Source organism: Pseudomonas sp. NPDC089758 (assembly GCF_044748705.1).
Taxonomy (GTDB): domain Bacteria; phylum Pseudomonadota; class Gammaproteobacteria; order Pseudomonadales; family Pseudomonadaceae; genus Aquipseudomonas; species Aquipseudomonas putida_X.
Genome location: NZ_JBIVGN010000005.1, coordinates 282477 through 308093, shown reverse-complemented (window position 1 = coordinate 308093; position 25617 = coordinate 282477). Strand labels below are relative to the sequence as shown.

The 25617-nt window shown below is 60.9% G+C and carries 19 protein-coding genes; 7 read left to right on the top strand and 12 right to left on the bottom strand.

The features are described from left to right. Positions 1 to 3: 3 nt before the first annotated feature. The 10 genes from fliE to ACIPZH_RS09735 all read right to left on the bottom strand — a co-directional run bounded on the left by fliE (position 4) and on the right by ACIPZH_RS09735 (position 9803). Positions 4 to 336, bottom strand: coding sequence for a flagellar hook-basal body complex protein FliE (gene fliE / locus ACIPZH_RS09780; protein WP_012315525.1), 333 nt, complete (start codon positions 334 to 336; stop codon positions 4 to 6). Between the two features lie 205 nt (positions 337 to 541). Beyond that, on the bottom strand, positions 542 to 1918 hold the full coding sequence (locus tag ACIPZH_RS09775; RefSeq protein WP_267824047.1) for a sigma-54 dependent transcriptional regulator: 1377 nt from the start codon (positions 1916 to 1918) through the stop codon (positions 542 to 544). Further along, a complete protein-coding gene (locus ACIPZH_RS09770) occupies positions 1918 to 3135 on the bottom strand; it encodes a sensor histidine kinase (protein WP_400636051.1) in 1218 nt (405 codons plus the stop codon). Before ACIPZH_RS09770 ends, ACIPZH_RS09775 begins: the two co-directional genes overlap by 1 nt. A 240-nt stretch (positions 3136 to 3375) precedes the next feature. Then, complete coding sequence (fleQ, locus tag ACIPZH_RS09765; protein WP_241804581.1) at positions 3376 to 4851, bottom strand: transcriptional regulator FleQ; 1476 nt, start codon at positions 4849 to 4851, stop codon at positions 3376 to 3378. A gap of 165 nt (positions 4852 to 5016) precedes the next feature. Further along, a complete protein-coding gene (gene fliT, locus ACIPZH_RS09760; protein ID WP_400627481.1) occupies positions 5017 to 5313 on the bottom strand; it encodes a flagellar protein FliT in 297 nt (98 codons plus the stop codon). 14 nt (positions 5314 to 5327) lie between these two features. Next, positions 5328 to 5723 (bottom strand): flagellar export chaperone FliS, encoded by a 396-nt coding sequence (fliS, locus tag ACIPZH_RS09755; protein WP_400627479.1) that lies wholly within the window; start codon positions 5721 to 5723, stop codon positions 5328 to 5330. 133 nt (positions 5724 to 5856) lie between these two features. Next, positions 5857 to 7266, bottom strand: coding sequence for a flagellar filament capping protein FliD (fliD, locus tag ACIPZH_RS09750; protein WP_400636050.1), 1410 nt, complete (start codon positions 7264 to 7266; stop codon positions 5857 to 5859). Positions 7267 to 7337: 71 nt separating this feature from the next. After that, on the bottom strand, positions 7338 to 7697 hold the full coding sequence (locus tag ACIPZH_RS09745) for a flagellar protein FlaG (RefSeq protein WP_400636049.1): 360 nt from the start codon (positions 7695 to 7697) through the stop codon (positions 7338 to 7340). 69 nt (positions 7698 to 7766) lie between these two features. Then, complete coding sequence (locus ACIPZH_RS09740; RefSeq protein ID WP_400636048.1) at positions 7767 to 8615, bottom strand: flagellin domain-containing protein; 849 nt, start codon at positions 8613 to 8615, stop codon at positions 7767 to 7769. A 252-nt stretch (positions 8616 to 8867) separates the two neighbouring features. Continuing rightward, positions 8868 to 9803, bottom strand: coding sequence for a ketoacyl-ACP synthase III (locus ACIPZH_RS09735; protein ID WP_400636047.1), 936 nt, complete (start codon positions 9801 to 9803; stop codon positions 8868 to 8870). A gap of 302 nt (positions 9804 to 10105) precedes the next feature. Here ACIPZH_RS09735 and vioA point away from each other — a divergent pair, with 302 nt between their 5' ends. The 7 genes from vioA to ACIPZH_RS09700 all read left to right on the top strand — a co-directional run bounded on the left by vioA (position 10106) and on the right by ACIPZH_RS09700 (position 19202). Next, the gene (gene vioA, locus ACIPZH_RS09730; RefSeq protein ID WP_400636046.1) at positions 10106 to 11224 is read left to right on the top strand and encodes a dTDP-4-amino-4,6-dideoxy-D-glucose aminotransferase VioA; all 1119 of its coding nucleotides are present in this window, start codon (positions 10106 to 10108) and stop codon (positions 11222 to 11224) included. Positions 11225 to 11227: 3 nt separating this feature from the next. Then, positions 11228 to 12496 (top strand): ATP-grasp domain-containing protein, encoded by a 1269-nt coding sequence (locus ACIPZH_RS09725; protein WP_400636045.1) that lies wholly within the window; start codon positions 11228 to 11230, stop codon positions 12494 to 12496. A 35-nt stretch (positions 12497 to 12531) separates the two neighbouring features. Beyond that, positions 12532 to 13254 (top strand): TylF/MycF/NovP-related O-methyltransferase, encoded by a 723-nt coding sequence (locus ACIPZH_RS09720; protein WP_400636044.1) that lies wholly within the window; start codon positions 12532 to 12534, stop codon positions 13252 to 13254. Then, positions 13247 to 13951, top strand: coding sequence for a class I SAM-dependent methyltransferase (locus ACIPZH_RS09715; RefSeq protein ID WP_400636043.1), 705 nt, complete (start codon positions 13247 to 13249; stop codon positions 13949 to 13951). The genes ACIPZH_RS09720 and ACIPZH_RS09715 overlap by 8 nt, the downstream gene beginning before the upstream one ends. A 47-nt stretch (positions 13952 to 13998) precedes the next feature. Beyond that, the gene (locus tag ACIPZH_RS09710; RefSeq protein WP_400636042.1) at positions 13999 to 14685 is read left to right on the top strand and encodes a WbqC family protein; all 687 of its coding nucleotides are present in this window, start codon (positions 13999 to 14001) and stop codon (positions 14683 to 14685) included. Further along, positions 14678 to 15658 carry a hypothetical protein gene (locus tag ACIPZH_RS09705; RefSeq protein WP_400636041.1) on the top strand — a complete coding sequence of 327 codons (981 nt, stop codon included), beginning with the start codon at positions 14678 to 14680 and terminating at the stop codon, positions 15656 to 15658. Before ACIPZH_RS09710 ends, ACIPZH_RS09705 begins: the two co-directional genes overlap by 8 nt. A gap of 64 nt (positions 15659 to 15722) precedes the next feature. Further along, positions 15723 to 19202 carry a glycosyltransferase family 2 protein gene (locus tag ACIPZH_RS09700; RefSeq protein ID WP_400636040.1) on the top strand — a complete coding sequence of 1160 codons (3480 nt, stop codon included), beginning with the start codon at positions 15723 to 15725 and terminating at the stop codon, positions 19200 to 19202. A gap of 63 nt (positions 19203 to 19265) precedes the next feature. Here the strand turns inward: ACIPZH_RS09700 and ACIPZH_RS09695 are convergent, their stop codons facing one another. Beyond that, positions 19266 to 21974, bottom strand: coding sequence for a glycosyltransferase (locus tag ACIPZH_RS09695; protein ID WP_400636039.1), 2709 nt, complete (start codon positions 21972 to 21974; stop codon positions 19266 to 19268). A 54-nt stretch (positions 21975 to 22028) separates the two neighbouring features. Next, positions 22029 to 25601, bottom strand: coding sequence for a glycosyltransferase (locus ACIPZH_RS09690; protein WP_400636038.1), 3573 nt, complete (start codon positions 25599 to 25601; stop codon positions 22029 to 22031). Between the last annotated feature and the right edge of the window lie 16 nt (positions 25602 to 25617).

The following is a 25617-nucleotide window of genomic DNA, read 5'->3' as shown; positions in this document are numbered from 1 at the left end:
TCCTCAAACCGGCATCTGCATGATGTCCTGGTACGCCTGGACCAGCTTGTTGCGTACCTGGGTCAGCGCTTGCATGGAAACGCTGGCTTTCTGCGAAGCGATCATCACGTCAGTCAGGTCGACGCCGCTCTTGCCGATCTCGAACGCATTGGCGAGCTGGGTCGACGCCTGCTGGGTCTGGTGCACTTTGCCGATGGCTTGGCCGAGCATGTCGGCGAAGCTGCTCTGGCCTTCTGCCAATTCGGGCGCAGCAGTGGCTTTGGGCAGCGACATGGCATCGGCCTGCATGGCACGCATGTCCAGCATCAGACGATTGAATTCAACACCTTGGCTCATGAACTTCTCTCTCCGGCTGCCGCATTTTTTTGACACTCATGCGGCGGATAGCCCTTCTAAAGCAACAACAGTGCCAGCTAGCTGGGAGCTGCAAGCTTCAAGCTTCAAGCTTCAAGCTTCAAGCTGCAAGCTGGACTGCGGCGCTCTTGCTCTTGCTTGTAGCTTGTAGCTTGTAGCTTGTAGCTTGTAGCTTGTAGCTTGAAGCTCACCCAAAAAGGCTGGCTTCCACGTCCAGTCCGGCATCGCGCATTTGCGCAAGCTTGTAGCGCAGGGTACGTGGGCTGATGCCGAGCCGCTCGGCAGCCTCCTTGCGGCGACCGCGCTCGGCGCGCAACGTGTCGATGATCATCTGGAACTCGTGGCGGCGCATGTCATCGCCCAGGCCACCGGCATCAGCTGCCGGCTCGACCGCGACGGGCAGCGGCGTGGCGGGCGCAACCGCCGACAAGGGAATGGCGCCGGCCAGACAAAAATCCGCCGCTTCGATCACCCCACCCTGCTGCAGGATCAACGCCCGCTGCAACGCGTTGTCCAGCTCACGCACATTGCCCGGCCAGGCATGGGCCTGCAGGCAGGCCTTCGCCGCCGCCGACAGACGCACCGGCGCATGCTTCATCTTCGCCACGTGCCGCGCCAGCAGGCGCTCGGCCAAGGGCAGGATGTCGCCGGCACGTTCGCGCAACGGCTGCCAGGCCAACGGGAACACCGACAGGCGATAGAACAGGTCCTCACGGAAACGCCCGGCCGCCACTTCACCGGCCATGTCGCGGTTGCTGGTTGCCAGCACGCGGATGTTCAGGGTAATCGGCTTGCGCCCCCCTACCCGCTCAACCTCACGCTCCTGCAACACACGCAACAGCTTGGCCTGCAGGCCCAGAGGCATTTCAGAAATCTCATCGAGCAGCAGCGTGCCGCCCTCAGCCTGCTCGAATTTACCGGCCTGCGCGGCAATGGCGCCGGTGAAAGCGCCTTTCTCGTGGCCGAACAAAGTGGCCTCGAGCATGTTGTCCGGGATGGCCGCGCAGTTGATCGCGACAAATGGCTGCGCCGCACGCGGCGACTGCTGGTGAATGTACCGCGCAAGCACTTCCTTGCCCGTGCCCGACTCACCCGAGATGAGTACGGTCGAATCGCTGCGCGCCACACGCGCGGCAAGCTCCAGCAGTTGACGGCTGGCAGCTTCGCAGGCCACCGGCCCATCGTCCTCGGCCGCACTCAGGCGCCCGGCGGCATGACGCTCGACCAGGCTCAGCAGCGCCTTGGGCTCGAAGGGTTTGACCAGGTAATCCACAGCGCCCTGGCGCATCGCCTCGACAGCGCGCTCCACGGCAGCGTGAGCAGTCATCAGCAGCACGGGCAATTGCGGGTGCTGGCGGCGCAGGTGCGCCAGCAACTGATGCCCATCCATGCCCGGCATGTTCACGTCACTGATGACCAGGCTGTAGCCGTCGCTTTGCACCGCCTCCAACGCTTCTTCAGCGCTGCCCACAGCACGATAGGCAAAACCGCCGATCTCCAGGGTATCGCCAAGCGCTTGGCGCAGTACCCGGTCATCCTCGACCAACAACACCTTGATGAGCATCATGCGACCTCCGCAGGCTGCCCGCCGATCAATGGCAACTCCACCCTCACACAGGTGCCGCGCCCGACCCTGGAGCGCAGCTGCAACTTACCGTGGTGCGCCCGCACCACGGCCATGACCACGGCCAAGCCGAGCCCGGTGCCGGTAGCCTTGGTCGTGAGGAACGGCTCACCGAGCCGCCCCAGGAGCTCGGCATCGATGCCGCTGCCGGCATCACTGATGCACAGGTGCAGGGTGTGTTCGCGCCGATACAGGTGCACTTTGAGCCGCGCAGCGCCAACGCTGGCCTGCAGAGCATTCTCGATCAGGTTGAGGATGGCGCCGACCAGGGTGTCGCGATTGCACAGCAACTCACCCAAGTGGCTGTCGCACTGCCAACGCACGGCATGGCCCTGGACATGAGGGTGGGCGGCTTGCTGCAAGGCCTGGAACAGGCCCTTTGGGCTCACCCGGTCACCCAGTGGCAGCTCGCCGCGGGCGAACACCAGCATATCGCGCACCTGGTGTTCCAGTTCGTGCAGACGCTCCTTGAGGCTGCCGGCGAAACGCCGGCGGGTCTCTGGCGCAAGCTCACGCTCGTCTTCGGCCAGGTGGCTGGCATAGAGCATGGCTGCCGACAGCGGTGTGCGTATCTGATGGGCCAGCGAAGCGACCATGCGCCCCAATGACGACAGGCGCTCATGGCGTGCCAACTGGTCCTGCAGGCGACGGGTTTCGGTCAGGTCATTGAGCAGCACCAACTGCCCTGGCTCGGCATCCAGCGAACGCGTGGCAATGGACAAACGGCGGCCATCGCGCAGGGACACCTCATGCCCGTCATCCTTGCGCGGGGCGAAGCTGCGGGCGATCACCTGGCGCCATAATTGGCCGAGCAAGGGCTCACCCAACAGTTCGCAGGCCGCCGGATTGGCTTCGCGTACCAGGCCTTGGTCATCGATGACGATCACCCCGCCGGGCAGCAGGGCCAGCAGGTTCTGCAAGCGATTGGCCAGGCGCTCTTTCTCGTTCAGCTCGGCCATGCGCTGGGCGCCGACTACCGCCAGTTCACCCTTGAGCTCACTGACGCGGGCCTCGAGCATGCTGTAGGACTGGTTGAGCTGGGTGGAGACTTGGTCGAACAGGGCGAACGCCTGCTCCAGCCCCTGTCGACTCTCCTGTTCGACGGGGGTAGGCCCCTGCGGATCAGGGACTCGGGAAAAGTGGGCGGCCTGGGGCATCGTGCTCTCTCGCGTGGCTGACCGTCATAAAAACGGTGTGATGCCAGCGGTGTAGCAATAGCCGTGCCGGGGCTGGGGGTTTGTGCTGCCTGCTCGGGCCCTATCGCCGGCAAGCCGGCTCCCACCACGACCGCGCAGTTCTTCAGGCCTGCGCTTTACCTGTGCAAGCAAAATTTCTTAAAGCCGACGCAAATCCATGTGGGAGCCGGCTTGCCGGCGATAGTGGCGGTACAGGCGAAGTCAATCTTCCGCCTGTTCCTCACCGCCCTGACGGCTCATGCCGTACTTGCGCATCTTCTCCACCAGGGTGGTGCGGCGAATACGCAAACGTTCAGCCGCCCGCGCCACGATACCGTTGGCATCGTCCAGCGCCTGCTGGATCAGCCCCTGCTCCAGGCTGCCCAGGTAATCCTTGAGGTCCAGCCCCTCAGGCGGCAGCATGGCATGGCTGGCAAAGCTCGGCGCATGGCCGTTGATAGCCACGCGCTCTTCCAGGTCACTGCGCAGGCTGTCCACCAACTGCTCGTCTTCATCGTCGACGTAGCGGAATTTCTTTGGCAGCTCCGAAACACCAATCACCCCGTACGGGTGCATGATCGCCATGCGCTCGACCAGGTTGGCCAGCTCGCGGACGTTACCCGGCCAACCATGCCGGCACAACGACATGATCGAAGCAGAGTTGAAACGTATCGAGCCACGCTTCTCATGCTCCATGCGCGAAATCAGCTCGTTCATCAGCAGCGGAATGTCTTCCACACGCTCGCGCAACGGCGCCATCTCGATCGGGAACACGTTGAGGCGGTAGTACAGGTCTTCGCGGAAGGTCCCACCCTCGATCATGGTCTCAAGGTTCTTGTGGGTCGCGGCGATGATGCGCACATCGATGCTCTGGGTCTTGTTGCTACCAACCCGCTCGAAGGTACGCTCCTGCAGCACACGCAGCAGCTTGACCTGCATCGGCAACGGCATGTCGCCGATCTCGTCGAGGAACAGCGTGCCGCCATTGGCCAGCTCGAAACGCCCGGCACGGCTGGTGATGGCGCCCGTGAACGCACCCTTCTCGTGGCCGAACAGTTCGCTCTCCAGCAACTCGGCCGGGATCGCCCCGCAATTGACCGGCACGAACGGCGCTTCGCGGCGCTTGGAGTGGTAATGCAGGTTGCGCGCGACCACCTCCTTGCCAGTACCGGACTCACCCAGAATAAGTACGCTGGCGTCAGTGTCGGCGACCTGCTGCATCATCTGCCGAACATGCTGGATGGCGCGGCTGGTGCCAACCAGGCTGCGGAACAGGTTAGGCTCGCGCTGACGGCCGCGCTCACGGGCCTGGTCGTACATCTCGCGATAGACCTGGGCCCGGTGCAGGGAGTCGAGCAGCTGGCTGTAGCTGGGCGGCATCTCGAGGTTGGACAACACGCGACGACGAAGCTCTTCCGGGAACTCCGCAGAAGAAATTTCGCCGATCAGCAACACCGGAAGGAACTCATCCCACCCAGCCACTGTCTTAAGCAACCCAAGCACATTGCCTGGAGCATTCACGGTTCCGATGAGCACGCAGAGCACTTCACGACTGGAAGACAACGCCCCCACCACCTGCTGCCAATCCTGGCTGGAGCAGGGCAGGTTTTCTTCGCCGAGAAAGTTCAGGACCACCGCCAGATCGCGGCGGCGGGCGCTGTCGTCATCGATCAGGAGAATCTTGGTTTCACGCCACATGCAATAGCAACTTCCCTAGTCATATCGGCGCCCGAAGGCGTGCGCGACATCATTCAGACTGAATGGTCAGTGTTCGGACGTCTGAAATTCGAAAACAGCCACTAGTAAAGTCAAAAAAAAGTATGCAGTCAAATTAATGGCGCACGGCTTTTAGGACATCTGTGGTCAAGTGAACAGATGGTATACCTTAGCAGCGTTTTTCGCCTGACGGATTTGCACCATCTCGTCGACTACCGATTGACGTTCACCGCTTGCAACTTCGATTAGTTGCCGGTAGACCCCCAGCAACTGCTCCAGGCTGTCACGCACTTCGGCCTCCTTGCCCTGAGCGTCGTCGAGCAAGTCACCGATGCGCAGACGGCACTCCAGGTCCAGCTCCCCCACCGCATCCCAGTCCCGACTGGCCAGCGCAGACAGCAGCAGCTCACGGGTTTGCTCGATACGGGTGATTACTTCGCTCATGTCATCCTCCTTGCTCAGGAAGCCGCCGACGGATCGCCGATCGCGTCCCAACCTTCCTTGACGGTGATCAGCAAACGCGCCACCTCATCGATGATGGCAGGGTCGCTTTTCACATTGGCTTCGATCAGGCGCCGGCTCATGTAGGTGTACAGGCTGTCGAGCTCGGCAAGGGTGTCGGCATGATTGTCCAGGTCCAGGCCTTCACGCAGGCCACCGATGATGTCGATGGCCTTGCCGATGAGGATACCCTTCTGGGCGACATCGTTGCGCGCAATCGCGCCCTTGGCCTGAGCCATGCGATCAAGACCGCCCTGCATGAGCATCTGTACCAGGCGGTGCGGGCTGGCTTCGGACGTCTGGGCCACGCCGTTGACTTTCTGATACTGCCGAAGGGCCAACATCGGGTTCATGGATCTACCTCGTTGCTGCGAAAAAGGTTGCTTGTACCCTGTGTATCGCCGGTACGTCAAAAAACTTTAGGCCCAAAACAAAAAGCCCGGCGCGTCTGACAGACGCCGCCGGGCTTTTGGCATGCTCAACCGATCAGGATTTCTTGGCCTGGGCGTTGATCGCCTCGAAGATCGAGGTGATCTGGTCGGCCTGGGCTTTCATCTTGCCCAGCGCGGTATCCAGGGCCACGTATTTCTTGGTCAGCGACTCGGTCAGCGACTCGGTGCGGCGGTCCAGCGCTGCCTGCTGATCGGCAAGATTCTTGGCAACGCTATCCAGATTGGCCTTGCGCGTGGCCAGGCTGCCATCGGTCGCATTATAGGGGTCGATCGCCTTATTCATGCGTTCGAAGATGCCGTTGGTACCGGTGAACAGCTCCTGAACCTCAGTGCCGAGCTTCTTGTCAGTCATCGCCGCAGTAAATTTGGTGCTGTTGAACTCCAGCGTGCCGTCTTTTTGGGTGTTGATACCCAACTGACTCAAGGTGGTCAACTGATCACCACTGCCGACCTCGCTCAACACCTTGCGCACATCGCCTAACAACGACCGGGTGGTCGGGTCGTTGGTCAGCGGGCCAAGTATCAGGTTGTCGTCATCATCGCGCGAGGTGGAAGTCAGCGAGGTAATTGCCTTCTGCAGCGTGTTGTAGGCGTCGACAAAACTCTGCACCGACTTCTTCATGCCATCGTTGTCGGCCGCAACCGTTACTTTGGTCGCCGTACCGCTAGCGCCGCTTGGCGTCGCACCGGTCAGCTCCAGGGTCATGCCACTGATGGCATCGTCGATGGTATTTTTAGCGCTCTTGACGGTCAGGCCGTCGATGGTCAGCTCGGCATCCTTGGCAAGGTCGGTAATGTAACCCGCACCGGTGCCGGTCATCTTGGCGGTGCCGTCTATCGCGAGCTCGGAAATGCCCGATACGGAGATGTCGGAGCCCGCACCGGTGGTGGTGGAACCGATGACCAGCCGCGAACCACCCTCTTCGTTGACGATGTTGGCGGAAAGGCCTTTGGCGCCCAGCTCTTTGTTGATCTGGTCACGCACGCTTTGCAGCGTGGCGCCGGCACCCACCTGAAGCTTGTAATCGGTGCCGCCCTGGGAGATGGTCAGTTCGCCCTGGGAAATGGCCGAGCTCGCCCCGCCGCTGAACGACTGGCTGGCGACCTTGGACGAAGTCGCAAGGTTGACCACTTTGATGTCATAGCTACCGGCTACCGCGGTATTGCTCGACTTGACCTTGACCACAGCCTCATTGCCGGATGTGGCGGCAAAGGCATTGAAGGCCGGAGCGTCTTTGTCGTTGAGGGTCTTCATGGCATCCTGGAACGCCGTCAGGGCACTGCGCAGCGAGCCAATGCCCGAAATCATCGCGGTATTGTTGCTGGTCTGGCGAGTGATCTGCGCCTTCTTCGCCGCCGTGTCAGCGGTAACCAGCGCACTCACGATCTCAGTGATGTTCAGACCGGACCCAAGGCCAGTACCGGAAGTAATCGGGCTTGCCATGCTGTAGTTCCTCTCTCGACGCGTCAGGCCCGCTCCTGCGGGACCCTCACTTCATTTGTGTCCGCCGCCGATCATACCTTGGCGTCGAACAGAACACTGTTGACATCGCTCAGGCTGTGGGCGATCCGCAGCGCCTCTTCCGAGGGCAATTGGCGTATCAGCTCACCACTGTCGGTAGCGATGACTTTGACAACGATCTTGCCGGATTCTTCATCCGTGGAAAATTCCAGATTGCGCTGTGACGCCTTGAGGAATTTTTCGATTTCAGCGACGGCGCTCTTGACCTTGTCGGTATTTTCTACCGCCAGCGGGGCCTTTTTGTCATCGTCGGTTTTAACTTGCTCCGTCGACCGGACAACCGGTTTCTCGGCAACCTGCTCGGCCGATCGTGCGGCCGGATAAGACAGGTTCAGCTTAACGCTCATGTCCATGCCCACCACCTCGCAATGAAAAGGCGGGGAAGCACCGCAAGAGCACTCCCCCGCCAGCAACTAGGCAGATTAGCCCAGCAGCTTCAGTACTGCCGATGGCAGCTGGTTGGCCTGGGCCAGAACCGAGGTCGAAGCTTGCTGCAGGGTCTGCTGCTTGGTCAGCTGGGCAGTTTCAGCAGCGAAGTCGGTGTCCTGTACACGGCCACGGGCAGCTTCGGCGTTCTCGTTGATGTTCTGCAGGTTGTTGATGGTGCTGGTCAGACGGTTCTGCGCGGCACCCAGGTCAGCACGGTTGGTGTTGATGGTCTGCAGAGCGGCGTCGATGGCCGAAACAGCAGCGCTGAAGTTGGCTTCGGCGGTGGTGGTGTCGGAACCTTGGATGTTGATTGAGCTGGTAACACCCAGGTCGGAAGCGGTGAACTTCGCGCTCAGGTCGATCTGGATCTGGTTGGAAGCACCGGTGTTCGAGCCAACCTGGAAGGTCATGACCGAAGCGGAACCGTCCAGCAGGTTCTTGCCGTTCAGCTGGGTGGACTCGGCGATACGGGTCAGTTCCGAAGCCATCGATTGGAACTCTTTGTCCAGAGCGGCACGGTCTTGGGTGCTGTTAGAGTCGTTTCGCGACTGAACGGCCAGTTCACGCATACGCTGCAGAATGTTGGTTTGCTCTTGCATCGCGCCTTCAGCGGTCTGGGCGATGGAGATACCGTCGTTGGCGTTTTTGATCGCCATGGTCTGACCGCGGATCTGCGAGGTCATGCGGGTAGCGATCTGCAAGCCGGCGGCGTCGTCTTTGGCGCTGTTGATTTTCAGGCCGGAGGACAGACGGGTCATCGAGGTGCTCAGTGCATCGGAAGCACGGTTCAGGTTTTTCTGAACGCCAAGAGAGGTGGTGTTGGTGTTAACGGTCAAAGCCATGACGAATTCCTCGTTGGATTGGGTACTACGGCTTCCGGCCTTGGCAATTCGCCGGGTGTGGCACAGAGAACCTTCGTAATAGTTATCGTCGTCAGGGCGGGTTGCTTTAGAGGATTTTCGAATTTTTTTGCTGGCACCCTGCCAGCCCAATGAAATCAATAGGTTGACGCCAGATTACAGACGCAAACTTCAATAAGCAGAAAAGAAAACGCCGCCGGGGAAGGCGGCGGCGTCTACAACGCGGATGAACGGTCAATCGCACCGTTCGATGATCGCGGAGCCCCAGGACAGGCCAACACCGAAACCGCTCAGGGCGACACGCTTGTGCGTCGAGCCCAGCACGTGCTTCTCCAGCAGCAGTGGAATGCTGGACGACACGGTATTGCCGGTCTCGACCATGTCCTTGACGAACTTCTGCTTGTGTTCACCTTCATTGAAACGGGCCGACACGGCATCGACGATGGCCGCGCTACCTTGGTGCAGGCAATAAAGGTCGATGTCGCCAGAGGTAAGGTGGCTGGCCTCAAGAAGCTGCTGAAGGTGCGCCGGGACTTTGACCAACGCGAAATTGTAGACCTGACGGCCATTCATGAAGAACTTGCCATCAGTAGTACGCAAATGCTCGGCACCCGCACCATCGCTGCCAAACAGCGACTTGCCAAGCTGCCAGATAGCACCTTCCGCCATCCAAGTGGCGGTCGAAGCGTCACCGAACAGCATTGTAGTGTTGCGGTCCTCGGGGTCGACGATCTTCGAATAGGGGTCGGCGGTAATCAGCAGGCCATTCTTGAGACCGGCCGCTTCCATGAAGCCTTTCATCGCGTACAGGCCATAAACATAGCCGGAGCAGCCCAGAGAGATATCGAAAGCGGCAATGGCCGTCGACAGGCCTAGCTTGTGCTGGACGATCGCGGCAGTATGCGGCAGCCCTTCGGCATCACCGTTCTGGGTAACGACGATCACGGCATCGATGGATGCCGGGTCCAGCGATGGATTGGCAGCGAAGAGATTCTTGGCAGCCTCGACGCACAGGTCGGAGGTTTCCTGGGTGGCTTCCTTGCGCGGCAAGAAGGTCGAGCCGATCTTGCCGAAGATGAAATCTTGATCCTTGCCGAACTTCGCACCTTGGGCGTAGTTGTCAACGCCTTCGACAGGTACGTAACTGGCGATGCTTTTGATGCCAATCATTGTGGCTTCCCGATGGAAATGGCGAAAATTCGCAGGTGCTGCGTCACCGCCGTGCGACCTTTGCACGCGATGCCGACAGAGCTACCCACGGACTCAATAGATTAAAGATGCACGTTTCGACTGCCAAGTCACGACTATACCGCCAATCCACTAAATCTGGCTCATGAGCGATTGGCCAGCTTCTTGCTAAGCGCTTCTTAACATTGCCTTCGCTGTCGGTTAACTGACACGACGACGGTCATCGGAATTTCAGATGCCCGTGTCAGGCGCGGCAGCCCTATCGTTAGCGCGAGCACCGTCCCATGGCAAAGCCTATAACAGTCACAAGCCCCCTGATGCCACCTCTAGAATCGTTCATTCCGTATCTGGAGCAGATCTGGGACAGCCGTTTCTTGACCAACTGCGGCCAATTTCACCAGCAGTTGGAACAAGCGCTGGCGGAGCATCTGGGCGTCAAGTACATCTCGTTGTTCTCCAACGGCACGCTCGCGCTCGTCACAGCCCTCCAGGCCCTGCGCATTACCGGCGAGGTCATTACTACCCCCTACTCGTTTGTGGCCACCGCCCACTCCCTGCTGTGGAACAGCCTCAAACCCGTGTTCGTCGACATCGACCCTCGCACGAACAACCTCGATCCGCAACGCATCGTGGAGGCCATCACGCCGGCCACCACTGCGATCATGCCTGTGCATTGCTATGGCATCCCATGTGACATGGAAGGTATTCAGCAGGTGGCGGACACCTACGGACTGAAAGTGATCTATGACGCGGCTCATTCGTTTGGCGTACGCCTGGACGGCCAGAGCGTTCTAAATCACGGCGATGTCTCGGTGTTGAGTTTCCACGCCACCAAGGTTTTCAACACCTTCGAAGGAGGCGCAATCGTCTGTCAGGACGAGAAGACCAAGCGACGTATCGATTACCTGAAGAACTTCGGTTTCGCCGATGAGGTGACAGTCATCGCCCCTGGTATCAACGGCAAGATGAATGAGCTACAAGCAGCATTCGGCCTGCTGCAACTGCGCCATATCGACCACGCCTTGGGTCAGCGCCGCACGATCTTCGAGCGCTATTGCGACCGACTGGCCAGCGTTGAAGGCATCACCCTGATGCCCCCTCCGGCCAATGTCGAGTGGAACTACGCGTACTGCCCGATCATGGTCGATGGCGAACGCTTCGGGATGAGCCGAGATGAACTCTACGAGCGCTTCCGCGCCGTCGATATTCTGGTACGTCGTTACTTCTACCCACTGATTTGTGAGTTCCCCATGTACCGAGGACTCGAAAGCGCCAACCTGGACAAGCTGCGCATCGCTCAGCAAACCTCGCGTCAGGTGCTGTGCCTGCCCATCTATCCAGACCTTGATGTGGCAACCCAGGAACGCATCCTCTCCATCATCATCGAAGGGCAAGGTAGCTGACCGATGGCAGTGAATGTTCTGGTATTTCCCTGCGGCTCCGAAAACGCTTCGGAGATCCATCAGGCGCTGACGCATTCGATCCATGTCAACCTGTTCGGTGCGTCCAGCATCGACGACCATGGCCGCCAACTGTTCGCCAATTATCGGGGCGGCCTCCCTCGTATCGATGAAGCAGGGTTCGATGAGGCGTTCTCTACCTTGTTGCAGGCGTGGCAGATCGACCTGGTGTTCGCGACCCATGACACCGTCCAGGCCTACCTCAGCGAACGCGCTGACCAGTTCGCAGCGACATTGGTCAACGGTGACGCTGAAACCTGCGCGATTGCCCGTCGCAAGACATTGACCTATGCCGCTTTCGCCGACCAATCCTGGGCGCCTGAGCTTTACGCCACGCCTGAAGATGTCAAGCAGTGGCCAGCGGTGGTGAAACCCGATCTTGGTCAGGGGGGCCAGGGGTTCGAGCGAGTATTCGATGCGCAGCAAGCGCGTGCGGCCCTGGAACGGACTCATTTACCGCTGCTGATGGAGTACATGCCTGGGCAGGAAATCACCGTCGATTGCTTCAGCGACTTTCAGCACGAGCTGCGCTGGGTCGGCCCACGCAACCGCGACCGGGTACGTGGAGGAATTTCCATGCGCAGCACGTTTCCCCCGCCAGACCCCGCGATCGACACCATAGCTGCCACCCTCAACGAACGTCTGCGTTTGCGCGGACCGTGGTTCTTCCAACTCAAGCGTGACCGCGAGCAACGTTGGAAGCTCCTGGAAATAAGTTGCCGGGTATCCGGGTCGATGGTTGCCCAACGCGCAATCGGCGTGAATCTGCCACTGATGGCCGTCCATGATCATTTGCTACGACGCGTGAGTGCGTTGCCGCAGGGTGCTGTCAGTGTGGTCGAGCGGCGCATCCTCACCGTCGTGCAGCTCGACTGGTCATTCGATACCGTCTATGTCGACCTCGACGAAACCGTCATTCGCGACGGCCGCGCCATCCCATCGACACTGCACTTCCTCTATCGCATGCAGAGCAAGGGTAAGCGCTTGGTCTTGATTACCCGCCATGCAAGCGATCCCTGCGCCACCCTGCGCAAGGCACGCATCGCAGTCGAACTGTTCGACGACATCATCCATATCACTGATGGCCGAGCCAAATCCGCGTTCATTCACGCCAACTCGATCTTCATTGACAACCATTTCCCGGAGCGCCTGGATGTCGCCAGTCATTGCGCGATACCGGTCTTCGACGTTGACGCCCTGGAGTTTCTTTCGTGAAAACCGTGAAATCCGACCACAACCGTCGCCTGGTCATGCGCCGTCTGCGTGACACCTGGATCGAACCGCTGGACAAGGATTTTCCGCATTCGGCGCTCATATCCAGGGCCACGTATTCACCCTGGTATGCCGATGCTGATTTCATGGCGGTATTCAAGCGTATCCAGGGCATGACCTTGGTCGATATCTACCGTTGTCATGAACTCTGGGACCTGCTTCGACAAACCGCCTCGGTGGCTGGCGATGTCATCGAAGTCGGCGTATGGAAAGGCGGCACCGGACTGCTGACTGCCAAGCGCCTGGCACAGCTGGGCCTTGATAAACAACTGCTGCTTTGCGATACCTTCTGCGGCGTGGTGAAAGCCGGTGCCAACGACACGCTGTATCAGGGCGGCGAACATGCCGACACCAGCCTGCAAAACGTGGCTGCTTTGCTCGCTAGCGAGCAACTGAAGCACCGCGCCACATTGCTGCAGGGCACCTTTCCAGAAGAGACAGGTAGAGATGCCGAGGGCCGCAGTTTCTCGTTCTGCCATATCGACGTCGATACCTACCAATCAGCCTTGGACATCTTCGAGTGGGTCACACCGCGCCTCAACAGACATGGGGTGATCGTATTCGACGACTACGGTTTCTGGGGATGTGAAGGCGTCGCCAAACTGGTGGAAGATCTGGCTGATCATCCAGACTATTTCCTGCTTCGCAACCTTAACGGCCATGCCGTCATGCTCAAGTTGACCGAGGCGAGCCATGTTTGAGTTGCTCGACGCCAATCGCTTCGCGGCCCACTACCAGACACTCGAAAGCCGGAAAGTGCAGCAATTGTTCGAGCTCTGGAGTATCGAGCGCACGGCCCCTCTGTCCGTCCTGGATTACGGCATGGGGCATTGCAAGTACATGCGCATGTTCCGTGACCTGGGATTGCAGGTCACCGGTGTGGATATCAATGCGCACTATATCGAGCAAGCCAAGACCGCAGGCTTCGAGGCACTGCACGAATCACAGCTGGAGACTCTCGGGCAACGCTTCGATGTGATTTTCCTCAGCCATCTGATCGAGCATCTGGACCCCAACCAGCTTCTACATCTGCTCGACCGGCTGATAGCGCTGCTCGCGCCCGAGGGTCGGCTGGTGATGATCAGCCCGATCCTGGGCGAACGATTCTTTCATGATTTTTCCCACGTGCGCCCCTATTATCCGCAGAGCATTCGGCATGCTTTCGGCCAGTCGACTTCGCCACTGTCGTTCGGTGCCCAGGAGCGGATCGTGCTCAAGGATATCCACTTTTTCCGTGACCCATGGCGCACGCGCCTATGGCGATCCTTCTATATTCCGGACACCCCGCTCTCCCCGCTCACCAAGGTGTTGAATCAAGGTTTCGACTTCGCTTGGCGGATTTCCAACGGCCTGCTGGGAACCACCAGCTCCTGGCTTGGGGTCTATCACAAATGCTGACTGCGCCTTTGCGAACGGATGGGTCGCAGGGTAAGCGGGTCGTACTCATGCAGCCCTACTTCCTGCCCTACCTGGGTTATTACCAGTTAGTGGCGGCGGCAGACCTGTTCATCAGTTACGACACTGCCCAGTTCATCAAGAATGGCTGGATCGAGCGCAACCGCTACCTGCTTGATGGCGAGCCGAAGTGGTTTGGCATCCCGCTTGAAAAGAGCAGCCATAGGCTGCCAATACAAGAAAAACGTATCAGCCAAAGCTTTCAGTGCCAGGATGTGATTGGCAAACTCAAACACGCCTACCGCGCAGCACCGTACCGGGAAAAGGTGCTGGAGTGGCTGGTGCCAATGCTGGAAAAACCAGCCAGCACTATCGCTGACTTCAATATCAGACTTCTGCGAGAAACCTGCGCATTGATCGGGATCGATACGCCAATCATCGAGGCAAGCTCCCTGCCACCCGGCGTTGGCGTCGGCGGACAGGCCCGTGTACTTGAGCTGATGGCAGCTACCGGCGCGACCCACTATCTCAACCCAGCCGCCGGCGCATTTTTGTATGACGCCCGTGAGTTTGCCGATGCAGGGATTCGCCTGGAGTTGTTGCACGCTGATCTGACGCCCTACCCCCAGCTCACGAAAAATTTCGTACCTGGCTTGTCCTTGCTCGATGCACTGATGTTCAACCTGCCTGAAGCAGTTGGCGAATGGGCCAGAAGCGGGAGAATCACGCATGCCTGACGCGATCGGTGGATACTTCGAACTGGAGTTGCGCAAGGGCTATTGCCTGTATCCTCACGCCTCAGGCTTCAACTCGGCACGCTCGGCACTCAAAGCGCTGTTGAGCGGACTTGGCGCGCAACGGCTGCACCTGCCCTACTTCATTTGCCACGCAGTACCCGACGCCGCCAATGCCGTTGGGGTCGACGTCGCCCGCTATGCGCTGGATTCGAATCTGCAATTGAAGCAACTGCCCGATTTACAGGCAGGGGAGTACTTGCTGTATGTGAATTACTTGGGCTTGAAAGACCGCTACATTGTCGAAGCGCTCGCCCCCCACTACGGTGACCGCCTGATCATCGACAACTCCCAAGCGCTGTTCAGCAAACCGTTGGCGAATATCAAAACCCTTTATTCGCCACGCAAGTTCGTGGGGGTACCCGACGGTGGTTGGTTGGCCAATCCACCGGAAGGCGAATGGCAATCGCTGCTGCCTCCCTCGACATCAGACCTCAGCGCCTTGCTGGGGCGGCTGGAGGGCGAGCCAGAAGCGCATTACCCGGCGTTCCAGCATGTAGAGTCGGCATTGGAGCTCGCCCCGGTGGCGGCGATGTCCAATAGCACCCAGCGCGTGCTCGACAGCTTGGATTACCCCTGGATCATCGCCCGCCGCCTGGCGAACATGGCGGCGCTCAGCCGGGCACTGGATGCGCGCAATGCACTGGACATACTGCCTGACACCCCGACACCCGCGCTTTGTTATCCCCTGCTACTGGACACTCCGTCGCAGGCGCACAGCTTACGCAAGCGCTTGCAGAACGACAGAATTTTCATTCCTTGCTACTGGCAGGAAGTAATAAGCGACCCGCAAGCCCCTGACTTCGAGCGGCATCTGGCCAGTTGCCTGTTGCCGCTACCGATCGACCAACGTTACGACGCAACGCATATTGATCGGCTTGCCAGGCAGGTCAACGCGCACCTGAACCTACCTTGATGCCCTGATCATTCACCTTGCACAACGCCGAACTTCACGCTCAGGCTGACCCCAGGAAACACACATGAAGATGCCCCCGCTGCATGGAAAAACGGGTAATCCCTACTATCTCTATGCGCCCGATTATCGCGACACCTCTTCGGGCGTCTGCGTCATGCACTTCCTTTGCCATGCACTCAATATCAGCGGCCAGGAAGCGTATGTCATCGGTTGCAAAGTGACCAATCCGAACCTGCGCACCCCGGTGCTGACGGATGCAATCATTCATCTGCACAAAAGCCTGGGGTGCGCCCCGATCGCCGTGTACCCGGAGGTGCTCAGCGGCAATCCGCTGGACTGCCCTGTCGTGGTCCGCTACATGCTCAACCGGGACGGTTTCATCAGCGGGCTGCACCTGTCGGCGCAGGAAAGTGACTTGTTCTTCTACTACGCTCACGATTTTGCCGAAGGCAAGCGTCAGAAAGAAATGCTCACGCTGCCCATGATCGACTCCAGCCTGTTCGCGCCGCGACCTGAGCCTGTCGTGCGTCGCGGCAACTACCTCTATCTCCATCGCTTTGACGCCCGGCAGGTCGATTACAGCCTGCTGCCAGCCGATACTCAGGTGCTGAGCCTGAGCAATCCGCGCACGCTGCCCCAATTGGCCGAACTCTTCCAGACCGCGCAAGCGCTGTACTCCTACGAGATTTCAGCGACCTGCACCATGGCCATGCTGTGCGGCTGCCCGGTCGTCTACCTGAGCGCGGGGCACGTGAAATCACTGCCTTTCACCGAGCACGTAGGCGATGCGGGCGCAACGCTGTTCGAGGAGCCGGGTGGCCTCGAGCGTGCGAGGAACTCCGTGGGGCTCGCTCGTCAACGCTTGCTGCAAATGGAAGATGAGTTCTGGCCGCAGCTGGACCACTTCATCCAACGCACCCAGCGCAGGGCCGCCGAGCACAAGGACGCCACGTGCCCCCCCAGCGTGCACGACTGGCTGTTGAACCGCATGTTGACACCTGCCCAGCAAGCTTTGGTGGATGATCGCCGCGGCGCAATGGCGACCACGACGCGTTTGACTGTTGTGGTCAACGACACCGCAGGCGATAGACAGGCCTTGTCTTGCACACTCGAAAGCTTGCTGTTGTGGAGTGCGAGCAGCCCGCTCGGATTACGAACCTATATCGTCAGTGAGCAGACGCCCCCTCTCGATCTTCCCTCCAGCGTCCAATGGCTGAGTCTTTCACCCGCTGCAGCGATACTGAACCAGATCGTCGAACAGGACGATGGCGACTGGATACTGATGCTCTCTGCCGGAGACGAAATACTGCCCAGCGGCAGCTTGCGGGTCGACCTGGAACTGCCCACGGCAGATACATGCCGGATGCTCTACTGCGATGAGTATTATCGCGCCAAGGAGGGTTCCAGCCCGATCTTCCGTCCCGACATGAACCTCGATTATCTGCTCTCACTCCCGGTGATCATGGCGCGTCACTGGTTCCTGCGCCGGGAACTGCTGCTTGCTGCCGGTGGTTTCGATCCACAATTGCAAGGCGCACTCGAGCTGGGCATCATCCTGCGCCTGATCGAGACCGGCGGCCTTGACGGCATAGGCCATCTGGACGAGCCTCTGGTGATCTGCGATAGCCCGGAAATGGCCGACAATCGCGATGAGTTGGCATTGATTCAGCGCCACCTCACAGAACGTGGCTATGTTCACGCCCAGATCCACCAGGAGCCTGCCCGCCATTATCGGATCGACTATGGTCATCAGCAGCAACCTTCGGTATCCCTCATCATTCCAGTGCACAACCAACTGGACCTGATCCAGCGCTGCGTTGAAAGCGTGCTCGCCAAGACCAGCTACGCGTATTTCGAGCTCCTGTTGGTCGACCACGCCAGCAGCGATCCGGCACTGCTGGAATGGTTGGAGCAGCTCGTCATCGCAGGCGAAGGGATGATCAAGGTGGTGCGCGACGATCGACCGTTGAACCTGAGTGCCCTGTATAACCTGGCTGCAGCTCAGGCAGTGGGCGATTTCATCGTGCTGCTGGACAACGACTGCGTGATTTTCCAGGAGGATTGGCTGCAGCGTCTGCTCAACCACGCCCAGCGTCCAGAGGTTGGAGTCGTAGGGGCAAAGCAGCTGAATACGAACGGCACCGTCGCTCATGCGGGCTGGGTACTGGGCCTGAACGGCACCGCGGCAAGCCCCGGCATGGGGCAGCCAAGTAATGAATCCGGCTATCTTCAATGCCTGCAGGTGGACCGCAACATCAGCGCCGTCAGTCAGGCCTGCCTGATGATACGCAGAGACTTGTATCTGGCGCTCGGTGGATTGGACGAAAGCGGATTCGCACTGCGCTATGCGGACATCGATCTGTGCCTGCGCGTTAGCGCCGAGGGTCTGCTCAATGTATGGACGCCGCACGCCCTCGTCGCCCATGAACAGGGCAAGGGCTGGGTCAATGTCATGCGCGACCCCAGCCACCAGCAACGCATCCGGCAGGACCGACAGACTCTCCACGACAACTGGCTCGATGCCCTGACCCGTGACCCGGCCTATAACAAGAACCTTTCGCTGCGCGGGCGCGGCCATGAATTTCCCGCCCTGCATGGCTTGACCTGGCGTCCTTTGAGCTGGCGCCCGCTGCCGGTTCTACTGATGCATCCCGATCGCGAAAACCCAGAGCGCTGCACTGCCGCGTTCCAGCAACTGCTCGAACATGGACAGATTGACGGCCACATCTGCAATGTCCTGCTGACACCCGTCGAGCTGAACCGATTGCACCCCGATGTGATCGTCTTCCAGCATGTCGCCGACCCTCAGCGCATTCACGCCATGGCGCACGACTATCGATTCAGTGAGGCCTTCAAGGTCCTCGAAGTCCTTGACTCACCGGTTGGCGATAGCGCCTGGGAACTGCTACGTGATGCCATCGCCTGCGTCGATCGGGTGGTCGTCGCCAGTGCGGAACTGGCGGCCGCGCTGGACGGCCTGCATGGCGACATCCAGCTCAGGGAATGGCGCCTACCCTCGATTTGGCAAGCGCTGCCGACTCGTACTGCCGTGAATGCCAGGCCCCGTGTCGGCTGCCGGGTCACTGTCGACACGCTCGCAATCATCGATTCCGTCATTCGTGCACGTACCACAGAGGTTGACTGGGTGCTCTGGGGGCAGGTTCCCGCCCACCTCGCGTCGCTGGCGCTGGAAGTCTATTCCCGCGACCTGTGCGCATCGCCCGAAGTGCTTTCCGGCCTCGGCCTGAACATCGCGCTGCACCCCATCAGCTCGACGCAAAGCCCCGGTGACCCATTGGCGCCAATGCGCTTCGCCGCCTGTGGCTATGCGGTGATCAGTAACGATCGACGGAGCCTGTATGCGGACTGGCCGCTGACGTTCGTGGACGATAGGCCGGATCAGTGGCTCGAAGCACTGGACGCCCTCGCCTGCTCAGATAGCGCGGTCATCGAGGGCCAACGATTGCGCGCGCAGGCAGAGGCATCGAGCTTCATCGATGCCGATTACAGGGCAACCTGCCTGAGCACATGGCTACCCGCCTGACTTAGCAGCCGATTCAATCCCGGGGCACGGCGCCTCGGGATCGCTCGTGGGGAATGTTACAGATCAGCGCGCTGGGCTCAGCGCGTCACTGGCCCAAGTAGCGTTGAATGCAGCTGGCCAACGCGCCTGCAAGACCTCACAGTCAACCTCATTGACCTGCACCGGCGCATCGGCGTAAACCTGCGCCGCCGGTGTCCACACCACCAGCAAACCGGCTGCGACAGCCGCCAGGCTGACATCCAGGTCGAACGCTTGCATGGCCTGCAAACCATCACAGTGCTCGAACAGATCACGTCGCAGCAACATGCAGTCAGCGGACACACCTGCACAATTGCGCACCGACTCGGGCCAACGCGCCTTGGCACAGGCCGCCAGCGACCACCCCCGCCAAGGCGCATACACGGCGGGCCCTTGCATCAGCTCGAAACCGGCATGCGCCAGGGTACCATCGCGCGCGAGCAATCGAGCACCTACCACACCGACTTCAGGCCGGAGCCCTTCGTTGAGCAGCCCCTCGATCCAGCCTGGAGAGATCACTTCGCAGTGCTCGGCCAGCAGCAGCAGGTAGTCGCCACGCGCCTCTTTGGCGGCCAGATTCAACAACGCCGCACGCCCGCTCTCAGGTCCGGCCAGGAGAACCACCCGATGACCAAAGCCTTGCAGTGCCGCCGCAGTGGCCTCGGCATGTTCCGCGCTGCAGGCGACCCGCAGTTCGTAACGCGGGTAGCGGGTGCGCTGCAAGACGCTGGTCAAGCACGCCTGCAGTTGCTGCAGATTGCCTTCTGCCGCCACCAGGATACTCACCAGTGGTGTAGACGAATGACGGAAATCGACCACCAGCCCGGCCTCGCCCCGTTCGTGCACTTCGCCCCGGTAACCCAGCAGTGCCAGATGACGCTTGAGGGTCGCTACGGCATCCACCATCAGGGCCGGTGACGCCTGGTTGCCCACCACAAGGTACTCGTCCATGTGCGCCAGGCCGCCCTGACCATGCTGCTCAACCAGGCGCAGCAACAGGTCGAACTCCAACGCATTACGGCAGGTTTCGCTGTAACCCTCCAACTCCATCACCGCTTCACGGCGCACGCACCAATGCCGCGACATCAACCCCGGTTGCGCACGCAACAGGTCGAGGTTGCTGCCAGGGCGCACCACACCGTGTAGGCGGCCTTCGGTATCACGCTGCACTTCATTGGCGCAGACCGCCAGGCAGCCTGGCGCATCAGCCAGTTCGTGCTGCAAGCGCAGCAAGCCGCCGCTGACCAGCGTGTCGCCCGCCTCGAGCAACATCAGCCAATCGCTGCTCAACTGGCGTAACTGCTGGTTGAGGTGGGTGACCCAGTTGCTCTCCTTGACCTGCACGAAATGCAGGGTATCGCGCGCGGTAGTGATCGCCGGCGGCTTGCCGCCCTTGAGTACCAACAGCTTGAAGTGGCGCAGCCCACTGGCGAGCAGGCTGTCGAAGGTTGCCTGCAGGGCCAGGTCGTCGTCGGCAAGGTCAGTGACGACGAAGGTGATCTGCACGGCGGCCTGCTTGTTCAGAGCCGCCAACATGCGCTGCTGGGTGGTTTTGTTGGGAGTGGCCGCGGCCAGTGCATCGAGCACCTGGCCTGACACGGTGCTGCGCAACCAGCCATCGCCATCGATACCCGGCAGCGCTTGCAGGCGCGCGAGCCAGTCACCCAGCTCGCGAGCGCGTTCGCCATCATCCTTGCCGGTGAGGGTCGGCACCAGGCGCTGGCACACTTCCAGGTTGAACAAGCCCAGTGCCAAGGCCTTCCAGTACCGTTGTTGCAAGGTTTCGGCAGTGTCGTTTGCATGCACTTGCAACAGTTCGCGCTGACGCACCCAGGTACCCTCCAGCGCCTGGCGATGCAGCTGCCCGGTCGGCCAGGCATGGCAAAGGAATTCCAGCGCGCTCAAACGCTCGAACAGCGCCCGATCGTAGTAAGGCAACTCGACATACTGGCGTGGCTCGAATACCCGCTCCGGCTCGCCGATCACAGTGCCCCATGGCGAGGTGAACAACAACGGCGCATCGCCTTGGTCGTAGGTGACTCGGACGAAGCGGTTGAGTACGGCAAAGCCGGCCTCGTCGGCGCACAGTCGTTGCTGTTGGTCATCCCACTCGCGCAGCAGGCGCACGGCGCGGGTCAATTGTTCATCACGGGCCACCGGGCTCAGTGGGCTCGGCGCCCACTCGCAGATGACATCGGTTTGCGCCAATTGAACGATGCCCCCAGCCGCGACCAAGGCATAGGACAGGGCCACGCGCCAGGTGCTGAAGTCCAGCTCAGCCGGCAAGGTATCGAGTGCCGCCTGCAACGCCTCGACCCGCAGCACCGCTCGCCAGGCCTGCTGCCCGGCCATTGCATACTGACGCAGGCGAGCGAGGGCACTGCCGTCCTCCACGGGTTCAAAGGCGGAACCTAGCTTGTGGTAGGTCATCTGTGCGTTACCTGGCGCGTAGGCCAACGCATAACCCTGGGCGCCTCGCGTCTGGGATTGCGCTTGCAGGCAAACGACGGCTTGCTGCAAGGCAGGCGCCAGCACGAAATCGGCATCAAGGGCCAGGGTCACGAACGGCGTAGCCACCTGCTGAAGAGCTTGCGCCAGTTCGCCCGACACGCAAGCCCGCAGCGACGCCAAAGCCAGGCAGGGAACGCCGGCCTGACGATAATAGTGGATGGCACGGGCACGATGGTCCCACTGCTCATGCCCAAGCAGGACGACGGTGACTTGGTTGTGAGACCCGGTTGCGGTTTCGGCCATAGGGCACCTGTTTATGTTGTTGGTCGGGTACCCGCATGGGGCGGGCGCCAAGTTTCAGTCCGCGAGCCAGGCGTTGGCCCACTGTTGCAGGTGATGTGGCATCAGCACGTAGTCACGCAGCACAGCCTCGCGCAGTGCATCGCCCTGTCGGTAGCTGGCCTGAGGATCGGCCAGGTGCATGCGCACCGCTTCCAGCCACTGCTCGGAACTGTTGTCGCGTACCCGCGTGCACGGCAGGTAGCCGTCGTACGCCTTGGTGTCCGTGCAGATGACCGGGAAGCCGCAAGCGCCGTACTCCAGCAGGCGCAGGTTGCTCTTGCAGTCGTTGAACAGGTTCTGCTCCAACGGTGCCAGGGCCAGATCGAGGTTCAGGCTGGCCAGCTTTTGCGGGTACTGCGACAACGGCACGCCTTTGTGGAACTCCTTTACATAGGGGCGCAGGACATCCGGGCACATGCCGAAGAACACCCAGTCGACGTCGTCCGCCAGGGCCTTGATGACATCCTGCAACAGTTCCAGGTCGCCCCGGTGGCTGGTGCCGCCCGCCCAGCCTACCCGGGGCCGCGCACTGCTTTGACGTTCGCTGGCCAACCCGCTCCACAGCGGCGCGGCGAGCATGTTGGGGACCACCCGGATATCGTGGTGCATGCTCGAGAGCGCATCCGCCAACGGCTGGGTCGAGACCACTACGCGGTCACACAGGCCGATGCCTTGGCTGACCAGCTCACGCATGTTGGCCGGCATGTTGCGGGAATGGCCGTTCTTCTTCGGCACGTCGATGATGTAGTCGTCGATCTCGTAGATGCGCCGAGCATTAGACAGGCGCTTGAAGCGGACCATCTCTTCGATGGAACTGGTCGTGTAGCGGCACTGCAGGATCATCACATCGGGCTTTTCGCGCTCGATCTCGATCATCTCCGGCGTGCTGAAATCGAGACGGCCCTGGATCCAACCGGCACGTTCGAGCTCAGCGAATGGCTGTGCCACTCGGTAATGCCCCACCGCCGAGGTGTTGATCGGCAGCGCCAGCACCGATGGCAGTACCCGGCTGATGAATGGGTCCCAGCCACGACGCTGGCCGGCATCGAGGTTGAAGCTGGCCATCTTGAGGCTGAGGTTGCGATTGTAGGCGGGATCGCGTGCGACCTTGGCCAGCCAGCGCTCATGGAAGATGTCTTTGTCCAGCACCTTGTGCCGGCTGTCGAGCCGGGTATCGCGCGTCGAGGCGAAGCGGCCAAGCACCGCATGGGGCGTCCACACCGCCAGGTAGCCCTGCTCACGAATGCGCAGACAAAGGTCGGCGTCCTGCAGGCCACCCTGCAACCCTTGCACATCGAAACCGCCAAGCGTGTGGAATAGCTCACGGCGTACCAGCAGGCAGTCCAGGCTCAGCGCGCTCCAGTTCTGCACGGCATTGAGCCGGTACATGTAGCCACCGCTGTCGGCCGGCATGCCGACGAAGGGGCTGCTCACGCCGCCGTGCAGCCCCAAAACCAGCCCCGCAGCAAAGATCTCACCGGTGTGGGTACAGAGCTTGGGCGCGACCGCACCCACCTCCGGCCGCTGCGCCTGGGCCATCAGCTGTTCCAGCCATGGCGGGTCGAAGGCCGCGCAGGCACTGTCGAGCATCAGCAGGTAATCACCGCGAGCCGCTTCGCTCGCCTGATTCAACTGCGCGACAGGACTGCCACTGGCGACCTCGACCACCTGCAACTGATCGCTGCCCAACCCCTGCATGACCTGCAGCCACCGGCGCAGGTCGGCCGGCGTGTCGGGCGAGGCGATCAGCAGCACCTCAAAATGGCCATAACGGGTGTGCTCGAACACAGATTCGACGCAACGCATGGCCGCTGCCAGGTCGTCGCCGAGCGTCACCAGTATCGAAACACCGGCTTCCACCGGATGCCGGTATTTCACCTGGCACAGTGACGTACCCGCCGTGCCGACCACCTGCGCATCGACGCCCAGGCGCTGCAGATGCGCCTGCACCACGCGCGAGGCGTGCTGCGCACAGCGAGGGTCGGCCAGCCACTGGCCAAAATCCCACTGGCAATGCACCAGCAGCTCGTCAATATGCTCGATGACCTGCAAGCCACGGCTTTCGGCCATGCGCCACAGTGCATCATGGGGGGCGAGGATGTTGAAGCTCAGATCGAAGCCACCGATTTCGCGCAAGGCTTCGCAGTCAAACGCCAGCACGCGCCCGACGTAGGGCAGGCTGCGCATCAGATCGAGATTGAAGTCGGGCTTGAAGATCGGGATAGCCGGGCGCAGGGTGTCATGACTGCCTTCATCGACGTACAGACAGGCCCGCTCACGCAATGCCATGCGCTCGCCCATGATCGCCAGGGCATGGGGTACCAGACGGTCACCGGCGCGCAACAGCAGGATCCAGTCAGCGTCTTCGGCATACAAAAGGCGCGCTTGCAACTCGGCCAGGCCGTTGCCCTGCACGGCCATGCGCTCGACCCCGTCAGTGTCGGCCAAAGCCAATGTCGCAGGCGCCAGCAGCCAGGTACTGGCTGCTGCGTAGGACTGCGCAGCCAGACTGTCGAGGGTCGCGCGCACCGCCAGTTCTTCACCTGCCTCGGCCAGGATGACCGGAACGATACGCGGCCGCCGCGCCCACTGCTCGAAGCGCTTGGGCAAGGCCTTGCGTTGCGCGGCAGACAGCTCGCGGCACTCCAGCCACTGGGCATAGACCTCGTCGAACGACAGGCAGTCGGTACCGACCTGCTGCGCCTGGCGAGCCTGCTGAGCGCCATACAACCGATTGAGTTCGTATTCGTCCCAGAGAGCATCCTGCTCACCCTGGTAGCGCTCCAGCGGTAGGTAGCGCACCCAGCCGCTGGCGGGCGCCGGCTCGCTGGCGCGTGCCGCCAGCATCGCCTTGAGCCATTCGGTCTCGCTGGCGAAGGCCAAGGTCATGCCGGCTTGATGACTGAGCCGGCCGGGGTGCAGGCGCTCCATGCTCAGAAAACGGGTCAGGTGACCCAGGTTGCCACGGCGCATCAGGCAAATGTACAGCGCCATGTCCAACCGTGCGACAAAGCCCTGCCCCTCCTGCACCAACGCGGGCAGAAACTCTGCCACAAGGTCACGGCGAAGCAGTGCATGGCTTAGACCGCCGAACAGATTGGGCGCATTGGTTTCCAACGCTTCGAGCAAGTCGCTGCCTTTGACCACCGCGTCTTCCGGGCAGATCACCGCATTGAGCATGCGCGGTGGCAGCAAGGCATCGTCCGCCGCACACAGCATGCGCTGGCAGATGGTCATGCTGACATCGGCACGCTGCTCCATGAGCCTGGCCTGCAGGCCGACGCACTCGGGGAACAGGCGGTCGTCATCACAGAGGAATTTGATCAACGACCCTCGGGCATGCTCAAGGCATGCCATCAGGTTGCGAGCGAACCCCAGCGTCTGCGGGTTGCGCACATAGCGTACGGGCTTGCCGGTCTCTTGCATCACCGCGTCGACGATTGCCTGGATCTCAGGGCCGCGACTGTCGTCACAGACCAGCACCTCCAGCGCCGAATAGTCCTGGTCGAGCGCACTGAGCAGGGTGGCGCGGAAGAACTCAGGGTTGAAAGCGGGAATGGCGAGGCTGACGAGGGTCTGTTGATTCACGGTAGAGACCTTGAAG